At 71.8% G+C, this 10,653-nt stretch carries 6 protein-coding genes and 2 riboswitches; of the genes, 4 read left to right on the top strand and 2 right to left on the bottom strand.

The window, feature by feature from the left end; all coding sequences use genetic code 11:
- Positions 1-35 precede the first annotated feature (35 nt).
- Positions 36-3,122 (top strand): efflux RND transporter permease subunit, encoded by a 3,087-nt coding sequence (locus ACE3UN_RS04330; RefSeq protein ID WP_374673683.1) that lies wholly within the window; start codon positions 36-38, stop codon positions 3,120-3,122.
- Between the two features lie 7 nt (positions 3,123-3,129).
- Here the strand turns inward: ACE3UN_RS04330 and ACE3UN_RS04325 are convergent, their stop codons facing one another.
- Together ACE3UN_RS04325 and ACE3UN_RS04320 are read right to left on the bottom strand one after the other, a co-directional pair.
- A complete protein-coding gene (locus ACE3UN_RS04325) occupies positions 3,130-4,638 on the bottom strand; it encodes a putative bifunctional diguanylate cyclase/phosphodiesterase (protein ID WP_374673682.1) in 1,509 nt (502 codons plus the stop codon).
- Positions 4,639-4,745: 107 nt separating this feature from the next.
- The gene (locus ACE3UN_RS04320) at positions 4,746-5,540 is read right to left on the bottom strand and encodes an enoyl-CoA hydratase (protein ID WP_374673681.1); all 795 of its coding nucleotides are present in this window, start codon (positions 5,538-5,540) and stop codon (positions 4,746-4,748) included.
- An 82-nt stretch (positions 5,541-5,622) separates the two neighbouring features.
- A riboswitch (glycine riboswitch) is annotated at positions 5,623-5,721 on the top strand.
- A 31-nt stretch (positions 5,722-5,752) separates the two neighbouring features.
- Positions 5,753-5,886, top strand: a riboswitch (glycine riboswitch).
- 47 nt (positions 5,887-5,933) lie between these two features.
- Here ACE3UN_RS04320 and gcvT point away from each other — a divergent pair.
- From gcvT to gcvP, 3 genes are all read left to right on the top strand, one after another.
- Positions 5,934-7,088, top strand: coding sequence for a glycine cleavage system aminomethyltransferase GcvT (gene gcvT / locus ACE3UN_RS04315; protein WP_374673680.1), 1,155 nt, complete (start codon positions 5,934-5,936; stop codon positions 7,086-7,088).
- Positions 7,089-7,188: 100 nt separating this feature from the next.
- Positions 7,189-7,563 carry a glycine cleavage system protein GcvH gene (gcvH, locus tag ACE3UN_RS04310; RefSeq protein ID WP_374673679.1) on the top strand — a complete coding sequence of 125 codons (375 nt, stop codon included), beginning with the start codon at positions 7,189-7,191 and terminating at the stop codon, positions 7,561-7,563.
- A gap of 161 nt (positions 7,564-7,724) precedes the next feature.
- Entirely contained in the window at positions 7,725-10,631 is a 2,907-nt protein-coding gene (gene gcvP, locus ACE3UN_RS04305) for an aminomethyl-transferring glycine dehydrogenase (protein ID WP_374673678.1), read from the top strand.
- Positions 10,632-10,653 lie beyond the last annotated feature (22 nt).

The raw sequence follows: 10,653 nt of genomic DNA, 5'->3' as shown, positions 1-10,653 counted from the left end.
GGCGCCACGCCCGCGGCCAGCGGAGCATCGGCCCCATGAACCTGTCCGAGCTGTTCATCCGCCGTCCGGTGATGACGGTGCTGCTCAACCTGGCCATCGTGCTGGCCGGCGTCATCGCCTGGCGCAGCATCCCCATCGCCGCCCTGCCCAGCTACGACACCCCGGTGATCAACGTGGGCGCCTCGCTGCCCGGCGCCAGCCCCGACACCATGGCCACCTCGGTGGCGCTGCCGCTGGAGAAGCAGTTCCAGACCATCCCGGGGCTCAAGCTCATCAGCTCCACCAGCACGCTGGGCAACACCTCGCTGACGCTGGAGTTCGAGGAAGGCCGCGACATCGACGCCGCCTCCGTGGACGTGCAGGCCGCCCTGCTGCGGGCGCAGCGCCAGCTGCCGCAGGACATGACCTCGCCGCCGTCGTACCGCAAGGTCAACCCGGCCGATGCGCCCATCCTGTTCATCGCCATGACCTCGCCGTCCCTGGCGCCGGCCGAGCTGCAGGACTTCGCCGAACACCTCATCTCCCCTCGCCTGTCCACCATCGAGGGCGTGGCGCAGGTGAACATCTTTGGCGCCAAGCGTTACGCCGTGCGGGTGCGGGTGGACCCGCAGGCGCTGGCCACACGCAACCTGGGCCTGGACGAGCTGGCCGCCGCGCTGCGCGCCGCCAACGTCAACACGCCGGTGGGCACGCTCGAAGGCGAGCGCCAGACGCTCACCCTGCAGGCCAACCGCCAGCTGCGCAACGCGGCGGAGTTCGCCGAGCTGATCATCGCCAGCCGCAACGGCCAGACGGTGCGGCTGCGTGATGTGGCCCAGGTGGAAGACAGCATCGAGTCGCTCAAGACCTGGGCCACGCTGAATGGCGAGCCGTCCATCTCGCTGGGCGTGTACCGCCAGCCCGGCGCCAATACGGTGGAGGTGGTGGATGCCGTGCGCGCCACGCTGCCGCAGCTGGCCGAGGAGCTGCCGCAGTCCATCCGCATCCGGCCGGTGAACGACCGCTCGCTGTCCATCCGCGAGGCCCTGCATGACGTGACGCTCACGCTCGTGGGCACCATCGTGCTCGTGGTGCTGGTGATCTTCCTGTTCCTGCGCCGCTTCGTGGCCACGGTGATCCCCGCGCTGTCGCTGCCGGTGTCGCTGATGGGCGCCGTCGCGCTGCTCTGGGGCCTCAGCTACAGCCTGGACAACATCTCGCTGCTGGGCCTGACGCTGGCGGTGGGCCTGGTGGTGGACGACGCGATCGTGATGCTGGAGAACATCGTTCGCCACGTGGAGGACGGCGAGCGGCCCTTCCAGGCGGCGTTGCGCGGGTCGCGCGAGGTGGGCTTCACCATCATCTCCATCTCCACGTCGCTGGTGGCGGTGTTCATCCCGATCTTCTTCATGCCCGGCGTGATCGGCCTGCTGTTCCACGAGTTCGCGGTGATCGTCGGCCTGGCCATCGTGGTGTCGGCCTTCGTGTCGCTCACCCTGGTGCCCATGCTGGCGAGCCGCTTCCTCACCGACGAGGCGCACAAGAAGCGGCCCGGCGCCCTGGTGCGCCTGTTCGAGCGCGGGTTCGACCGCCTGCTGGGCGCCTACACGCGCACGCTGGACCTGGCGCTGCGCCACCGCGGCGCGGTGCTCGGTGTGGCGGCCCTCACCTTCGTGGCCACGGCCTGGGCGTTCTGGGCCATCCCCAAGGGCTTCTTCCCCGAGGAGGACATCGGCCAGATCCAGGTGAGCACCGAGGCGGCCGAGGACACCTCCTTCCCGCAGATGGTGCGGCTGCAGGAGCAGGCCGCCGCCATCGTGCGTGCCAGCCCCCACGTGCTCACCGTCAGCTCGTTCAACGGCGGCGGCGGCGCCCAGAACAGCGGCCGCATGTTCATCAACCTCAAGCCGCGCAGCGAGCGGCCGCCCATGAAGCAGGTGATCGAGGGCCTGCGCAAGGAACTGCGGGCCGTCGCCGGCCTGAACGTGTTCATGACGCCGGTGCAGAACCTGCGCCTGGGCGGCCGGCAGAGCAAGGCGCGCTACCAGTACATCCTGCAGAGCGTGCGGGCCGACGAGCTGAACGAGTGGGCGCTGCGGCTGCAGGAACGCCTGCGCGACGACCCGCTGTTCCGGGACGTGACGAGCGACGCCCAGATGAGCGGCCTGCAGGCCCAGCTGGACATCGACCGCGAGCGCGCGAACGCCCTGGGCGTGTCGATCGACGCGGTGCGCACGGCCCTGTACAGCGCCTTCGGCGAGCGTCAGGTGTCCACCATCTACCTGCCCACCGACAGCTACCAGGTGATCATGGAGGTGGCGCCCGAGGCCAAGCAGGACGAGCGGGCGCTGGCCGGGCTGTACGTGCGGTCCTCCACCGGGACGCTGGTGCCGCTGTCCGCCTTCACCACGGTCAGGCGCACGGTGGGGCCGAGCGCGGTCAACCACGTGGGCCAGCTGCAGGCGGTGACGGTGTCGTTCAACCTGGCCCCCGGCGCGGCGCTGGGCGACGCGACGGCGCGGGTCGACGCGGCGCGCGACGCCATCGGCATGCCGGCGTCCATCGTGGCCAGCTACGGCGGGGACGCCGCGGTGTTCCAGAGCTCGCAGGGCAACCAGGCGATCCTGATCGTCGCCGCGCTGCTGGTCATCTATGTGCTGCTGGGCGTGCTGTACGAGAGCTACATCCACCCCCTGACGATCCTGGCCGGCCTGCCCTCGGCCGCCGTGGGTGCCCTGGCCACGCTGATGCTCTTCGGCATGGACCTCACGCTCATCGCCACCATCGGCATCGTGCTGCTGATCGGCATCGTGAAGAAGAACGCGATCATGATGATCGACTTCGCGCTGGACGCACAACGCCACCACGGCCGCAGCCCGGCCGAGGCGATCCGCGAGGCCTGCGTGCTGCGCTTCCGACCCATCATGATGACCACGCTGGCCGCCCTGATGGGTGCATTGCCCATCGCCCTGGGCATCGGCGCCGGTGCCGAGCTGCGGCAGCCGCTGGGCCTGGCGGTGGTGGGCGGGCTGGTGTTCTCGCAGGCCGTGACGCTCTACATCACGCCCGTCATCTACCTGGCGCTCGACCGTTTCAGCGGCACCGGCCCGGTGACCACGCCGGAGGCCGCCGACGCCGCCTGACCCCGCGTCACAGCGCGATCGGCTGGGTGGGGTCGAACAGCGACGGCCGGAACTCCGGTGCGTCGTCGGGGCCGTCGTCGGCCGCCCACAGGCCGAGCGCCTGGGCGCTCATGGGCCGGGCGAACAGGTAGCCCTGCAGTTCGTCGCAACCCATCGCCACCAGCAGGTCCCGCTGACCCGGCGTCTCCACGCCCTCGGCGACCACGCGCAGGCCGATCGTGTGCGCCATGTGCATGATGGCTTCGCAGATGGCGCGGGCGTCGCTGCTGGTCTCCAGGTCGCACACGAAGGCGCGGTCGATCTTGAGTTCGGCGGCGGGCAGGCGGCGCAGCGAGGCCAGGCTGGAAAAGCCGGTCCCGAAGTCGTCGATCGACACGTGCAGGCCCGCTTCGCGCAGCTTCTCGAACGCGTCCCGCGTGACGCGGGTGTCCTCCATCGCCACCGACTCGGTGATCTCCACCGTGAACCGGCCGTGCGGTATCCCGTGCGCGTCGAGCGAGGCCACCAGCCGGTCCACCAGGTCATCCTGGCGCAGCTGGTGCGCAGAAAGGTTGACCGCCACGCGCATGCGCAGGCCCTCGCCGCGCCAGGCACCGGCCTGCCGGCACGCCTGCTCCAGCGCCCAGGTGCCCAAGGCGCCGATCAGGCCGTGGCGCTCGGCCAGCGGCACGAAGCGCGCGGGGCTCACCATGCCGCGCTCGGGGTGGTGCCAGCGCATCAGCGCCTCGGCCGCCGTGACCTGCAGGCTGCGGGCGTCCACCTTGGGCTGGTAGTACAGCGACAGCTGCCCGCGCTCCAGTGCGCGCCGCAGGTCCGCCAGCAGCGCCATCTCGTCCCGGGCGTCGTGTCCCATCTGCGGGTCGTAGTCGGCGAAGTCGCCGCCGCCGGCCAGCTTGACGCTGCGCATCGCCAGGGCCGCGTTGGCCAGCAGGAGCGAGCGCCCGCCGTGCTCGGGGTACCGGGCAATCCCGATGGAGCAGCTCAGCGACACGCCGACGGCCGAATCGGTCGGAGCCCGCGACAGGCGGCCGGGCAGCGCGGCGGCCAGCTCGCGTGCGGCGGCGGCCGGCCCGGGAACGATCATCGCGAACTCGTCGGCCGCCACCCGGCACACCGGGCCCGCGGCGTCACCCGCCAGCTGCCGGGCCACGTCACGCAGCAGCGCATCCCCCTGGCGGTGGCCGAAGGTGTCGTTCACCGCGCGGAAGCCGTCGAGGTCGAGGTAGAGCAGCGAGAAGGCGTCGCCGCCCCGGTCCGCCGCGTCGGCGGCCTCGTCGAGCCGCTCCTCGAACGCCTCGCGCGACAGCAGCCCGGCGAGCGGGGCGGCGCGCGCCTGCAGCGCCTCCCGCGCCTCGGCCAGGTGCACCCGCAGCTGGTCGCGCTGCCGCCGCAGTCGACGCCGGCCGATGGCCAGGCGCACGACGGCCGCCAGAGCCGCAAGAGCCGCGACCCACGGCAGCGCCACCAGGACCAGGGTGGTCCAGTGGGTGGCCATGGGATCGTGGAGGAGCGCCATTGACGGTGTTTTCGGCGCGTCACGTCCACGATTGAGCCCCGCTGCGGACAACCCGCCCCCCGGCCCGGCGCCGGCGGTGACGGGGTCCCAGCCGCGTCGGACGGCGCTCAGCCGCCCGACCAGGCCGGCGGCCGCTTCTCGGTGAACGCCAGCACCCCCTCCAGCGCGGCGTCGTCCATCATGTTGCAGGCCATGGTCTGCCCGGCGTCGATGTAGGCGGCCTCCATGCCGGCCTCGATCTGGCGGTAGAACAGGGCCTTGCCCATCGCCACGGCCACCCGCGGCTTGGCCACGATGCTGGCCGCCAGGCGCTCCACCTGCGCGTCCAGGCCTGCCGCGTCCGCCGCCAGGCGGTTGACCAAGCCCAGGCGCCGGGCCTCCTCGGCGCCGATGAACTCGCCCGTGACCAGCATCTCGAAGGCCGGCTTGCGGCCCATGTTGCGCGACAGGGCCACGGCCGGCGTGGAGCAGAACAGGCCCAGGTTCACGCCGCTCACCGCGAAGCGCGCCGACTCCAGCGCCACCGCCAGGTCGCAGGTGGCCACCAGCTGGCAGCCGGCCGCCGTGGCCACGCCCTGCACCTTGGCGATCACCGGAATCGGCAGGCGCTGGATGGCCGTCATCACCTTGGCGCAGCGCGCGAACAGGGCCTGGTAGTAGCCCAGCGACGGCTGGGCCCGCATCTCGCGCAGGTCGTGCCCGGCGCAGAAGGCCTTGCCGGCGGCGGCGATCACCAGCACGCGGGCGGATGCATCGGCGGCCAGGGCGTCCAGCTCGGCCTGCAGCGCGGCCAGCATGGCCTCCGAGAGTGCGTTGAAGGCCTGCGGGCGGTTCAGGGTGAGGGTCACCACGCCGCGCGCGTCGCAGGTGCGCAGCAGCAGGGGGTCGTCCACGGTCAGCATGGTGTCTCCGGCGGTCGGGGATCAAGGGGGATACGGCCCACTGTACTGCCGCGCCACGCCGCCGCGGCCGCTCGGTTACACTGCCCGCTTGCCAGGAGAGAGCCGGCTGCGCGCACGCGCGGCTGGCCGCCGAAGGCGCAGGGGCATGGCCCCGAACGCTCAGGCAAAAGGACTGGCAAGACGCCGCGGCACTGCGCCACCACGCAGCGCTGGCGTTCCTCACTGGAGAGAGGCAGGCGGTTTCCTCGCGGAGACGAGCCTGCCCACCGAAGGGGCAAGCGGCCCCGCGGCGCCACGCGCCGCGCCGGCCGTCAATCTCTCAGGTAAAGCGGACAGCGAGGGCAACCGACCGTACTCAGGTTTCCTGGATTGCCCTCGACAAAGGTCCCGCCCATGTCCTCCGCCGCGCCCGCTCCCACCGACCTGCTGCACACGCCCCTGCACGCCCTGCACCTGGAGCTGGGCGCCCGCATGGTGCCCTTCGCCGGCTACGCCATGCCGGTCCAGTACCCCGGCGGCCTGATGGCCGAGCACCGCCAGTGCCGCGAGGCGGCCGCCCTGTTCGACGTCTCCCACATGGGCCAGCTGCGCCTGGTGGGCCCGGACGCCGCAGCGGCGCTGGAAGCGCTGGTGCCGGTCGACGTGGTCGGCCTGCCGGCGGGCAAGCAGCGCTACGCGTTCTTCACCAACGAGCAGGGCGGCCTGCTTGACGACCTGATGATCACCCGGCCACCCGCGGCCGACGCCGGCGATTTCGGCGACCTGTTCGTGGTGGTGAACGCCGGCTGCAAGGACGCCGACATCGCCCACCTGCGCCAGCACATCGGCGCGCGCTGCGAGATCCGCACGCTGCCCGACCGCGCCCTGCTCGCGCTGCAGGGCCCGCAGGCGGCCGCGGCGCTGGCCCGGCTGAACCCGGGCGTGTCCGCCCTCACCTTCATGACCGGCGGCGCGTTCGAGCTGGCCGGCAGCCGCTGCTTCGTCACCCGCTCCGGCTACACGGGAGAGGACGGCTTCGAGATCTCGGTGCCGGCCGACCGGGCCGTCGCCCTGGCGCGCGCCCTGCTGGCCCAGCCCGAGGTGAAGCCGGCCGGCCTGGGCGCCCGTGACACGCTGCGCCTGGAAGGCGGCATGTGCCTGTACGGCCACGACATCGACACCGGCACCACGCCGGTCGAGGCCGGCCTCACCTGGGCCATCCAGAAGGTGCGCCGCGCCGGTGGTGACCGGGCGGGCGGCTACCCGGGTGCGGCGGTGATCGACCGCCAGCTGGCCGAAGGCCCGTCGCGCAAGCGCGTGGGGCTGCTGGGCCTGGAGCGTGCGCCGGTGCGCGAGGGCACGCCCATCGTCGCGGCCGACGGCTCGGCGCTCGGCACGGTGACCAGCGGCACGCTCGGCCCCACGGTGGGACAGCCGGTGGCCATGGCCTACCTGGCCGCCAGCCACACCGCTGCCGGCACCGAGGTGTTCGCCGAGGTGCGGGGCAAGCGCCTGCCGATGCGCGTGGCGCCCATGCCCTTCGCGCCGCACCGCTACCACCGCGGCTGACCGCCCGGCCCGCCCCGCGCTGGCGTGGACGCCTGCGCCGCCACGGGCTTAAGCTCATCCTTTCCCTTCCAACCCCGTCATTTGCCCGAGGAGCCTTGCCATGACGACCATGTACACCGCCGATCACGAGTGGATCAACATCGAAGACCACGAGGCCGCGGTGGTCGGCATCACGCTGCACGCGCAGGACGCGCTGGGTGACGTGGTGTTCGTCGACCTGCCGGAAGTCGGCAAGACCTACCAGAAGGGCGAGATCGCCGGTGTGGTGGAGTCGGTGAAGGCCGCGGCCGACATCTACATGCCCGTGGACGGCGAGGTGGTGGAAGTCAATGAGGAGCTGCGCGCCAACCCGGCACTGGCCAACACCGACCCACTGGGCACCGGCTGGTTCTTCAAGGTGCACGTGACCAACATGGCGCAGTTCGAGCAGCTGATGGACGCGCCCGCCTACGACGCCCTGCTCAAGACGCTGTAAGCCCCTGTCCGTTCCTGCCGGGTCTGCCGGCACCGGGGTGCGCGCCGCGGCCCACCCCGGCCCTTCGACCCGCTCAGGGCAAACGCCACCCCGATTGATCCGTTCGGGCTGAGCCTGTCGAAGCCCCCCACCGTCCCCGCCCCCCCGCCTGACCCTTCGCCATGCCGACGCCCGCCTCCGCCTCTTCCCTCGACGCCCTGGAAACCTCCACCGAGTTCATCGCCCGCCACATCGGCCCGGAGCCGGCGGAGCAGGCGCACATGCTCAGCATCGTGGGCGCCGCCTCGCGTGAGGCGCTGATCGACGCCATCGTGCCGGCCACCATCCGCCGCGGCGCGTCGATGGACCTGCCGCCCGCCGTGGGCGAGGCCGAGGCGCTGGCGGAGCTGAAGGCCGTCGCCTCGCGCAACCGCGTGCTGCGCAGCTTCATCGGCCAGGGCTACCACGGCACCCACACGCCGGGCGTCATCCTGCGCAACATCCTCGAGAACCCCGCCTGGTACACCGCCTACACGCCCTACCAGGCCGAGATCTCGCAGGGCCGCATGGAAGCGCTGGTGAACTTCCAGACCATGGTCACCGACCTCACCGGGATGGCGATCGCCAATGCGTCCATGCTGGACGAGGCGACCGCGGCCGCCGAGGCCATGACGCTGGCCAAGCGCAGCGTGCGGAGCAAGAGCAACACCCTGCTCGTGGCCGGTGACTGCCATCCCCAGACCATCGAGGTGGTGCGCACGCGCGCCGAACCGCTGGGGCTGCAGGTCATCGTGGGCGTGCTGCCCGAGCTGATGCAGGCGCACGACTACTTCGCCGCGCTGGCCCAGTACCCCGCCACCACCGGCCTGGTGCACGACATGCGCGGCCTGGTGGAGCAGGCCCATGCCAGGCAGGCCGCGTTCATCGTGGCGGCGGACCTGCTGGCGCTGACCCTGCTGACGCCGCCGGGTGAATGGGGTGCCGACATCGTCGTGGGCAACACCCAGCGCTTCGGCGTGCCCATGGGCGGCGGCGGTCCGCACGCCGCGTTCATGGCCTGCCGTGACGAGTTCAAGCGTTCGCTGCCCGGCCGCCTGGTGGGCGTGAGCATCGACAGCCAGGGCCAGCCGGCCTACCGCCTGGCGCTGCAGACGCGCGAGCAGCACATTCGTCGCGAGAAGGCCACCTCCAACATCTGCACGGCCCAGGTGCTGCTGGCGGTGATGGCCAGCATGTACGCCGTCTACCACGGCCCCGCGGGCCTGAAGCGCATCGCCGAGCGTGTGGCCACCTACACGGCCATCCTGGCCGCCGGCCTGGAGCAGCTGGGCCAGAAGGTGCTCAACCCGCACGCCTTCGACACCCTCACGGTGGAGACGGGCGAGCGCACGGGCGAGGTCATCGCCCGCGCGCTGGCCGCCGGCGCCAACCTGCGCCGGGTGAGCGACCGCCACGTGGGCGTGGCCCTGGACGAGACCACCACCCGTGCCGACCTGGTGGCCCTGTGGGGCTGGTTCGCCCGCGACGGCCAGGCGCTGCCGACCGTCGAGGCGCTGGCGGGCACGGCGGCACCGCGCTTGCCCGACGCCCTGCGTCGCACCAGCGCGTTCCTCACGCACCCGGTGTTCAACACGCACCACAGCGAGACCGAGATGTTGCGCTACCTGCGCCGCCTGGCCGACAAGGACCTGGCGCTGGACCGCACCATGATCCCGCTGGGCTCGTGCACCATGAAGCTCAACGCCACCAGCGAGATGATCCCGGTCACCTGGCCGGAGTTCGCCCAGGTGCACCCGTTCGCCCCGGCCGACCAGCTGGCCGGCTATGCGCTGCTGAACGAGCAGCTCACCGCCTGGCTGTGCCAGGCCACCGGCTACGCCGGCATCAGCCTGCAGCCGAACGCCGGCTCCCAGGGCGAGTACGCCGGTCTGCTGGCCATCCGTGGCTGGCACGCCTCGCGCGGGCAGGGCCACCGCAAGGTCTGCCTCATCCCCGAGTCGGCCCACGGCACCAACCCCGCGTCGGCCCAGATGGTGGGCATGCAGGTGCTGGTGGTGAAGTGCGATGCCAATGGCAGCGTGGACCTGGACGACCTGAAGGCCAAGTGCGAGCAGCACCAGGACGACCTGGCCTGCATCATGATCACCTACCCCTCCACCTACGGCGTGTTCGAGCCGCGCGTGAAGGAGCTGTGCGCCCTGGTGCACCAGTACGGTGGCCGGGTGTACGTGGACGGCGCCAACATGAACGCCCTGGTGGGCGTGGCCGCCCCCGGCCAGTTCGGTGGCGACGTGAGCCACCTCAACCTGCACAAGACCTTCTGCATCCCCCACGGCGGCGGCGGCCCGGGCGTCGGCCCGGTGTGCGTGGTGGACGACCTCGTGCCCTTCCTGCCCGGCCATGCCACGGCCGGCCAGCCGCGTGAGGGCGGCGTCGGCGCGGTGAGCGCGGCGCCGCTGGGCAATGCGGCCGTGCTGCCCATCTCGTGGATGTACGTCCGCATGATGGGTGCCGAGGGCCTGAAGCAGGCCACCGAGACCGCGATCCTCAGCGCCAACTACGTGGCCGCTCGCCTGTCCGACCACTACGACATCCATTTCAGCGGTGGCATCGAGGGCATCAAGGGCGGCGGCGTCGCCCACGAGTGCATCCTCGACCTGCGCCCCCTGAAGGACAGCTCCGGCATCAGCGCCGAGGACGTGGCCAAGCGCCTGATCGACTACGGCTTCCACGCGCCCACGCTGAGCTTCCCGGTGGCGGGCACGCTGATGGTGGAGCCCACCGAGAGCGAGCCGCTGGTCGAGCTGGACCGCTTCTGCGACGCCATGATCGCCATCCGCGAGGAGATCCGGCAAGTGGAGTCCGGCGCCTGGCCCAGGGAAGACAACCCGCTGAAGAACGCGCCGCACACCGCCGACCGCCTGCTGAAGGCCGACTGGCCGCACGCCTACAGCCGCGAGGTGGCGGCCTACCCGGTGCCCGCCCTGCGCCATGGCAAGTACTGGCCGCCGGTCGGCCGGGTGGACAACGTGTACGGCGACCGCAACCTGTTCTGCAGCTGCGTGCCGCTGTCCGACTACACGGAGTGACGCTCCCGGCGACGGACCCCCG

Source organism: Ideonella sp. (genome assembly GCF_041918995.1).
GTDB lineage: Bacteria > Pseudomonadota > Gammaproteobacteria > Burkholderiales > Burkholderiaceae_C > Ideonella.
Note: the sequence above shows the minus strand (reverse complement) of the source record. Positions and strands in the feature narration are given on the sequence as shown.

Coding starts and splice junctions, on each gene's coding strand:
- gcvP (WP_374673678.1), top strand. CDS start 7,725: ATGCCGACGCCCGCCTCCGCCTCTTCCCTCGACGCCCTGGAAACCTCC.
- ACE3UN_RS04330 (WP_374673683.1), top strand. CDS start 36: ATGAACCTGTCCGAGCTGTTCATCCGCCGTCCGGTGATGACGGTGCTG.
- gcvT (WP_374673680.1), top strand. CDS start 5,934: ATGTCCTCCGCCGCGCCCGCTCCCACCGACCTGCTGCACACGCCCCTG.
- ACE3UN_RS04320 (WP_374673681.1), bottom strand. CDS start 5,540: ATGCTGACCGTGGACGACCCCCTGCTGCTGCGCACCTGCGACGCGCGC.
- gcvH (WP_374673679.1), top strand. CDS start 7,189: ATGACGACCATGTACACCGCCGATCACGAGTGGATCAACATCGAAGAC.
- ACE3UN_RS04325 (WP_374673682.1), bottom strand. CDS start 4,638: ATGGCGCTCCTCCACGATCCCATGGCCACCCACTGGACCACCCTGGTC.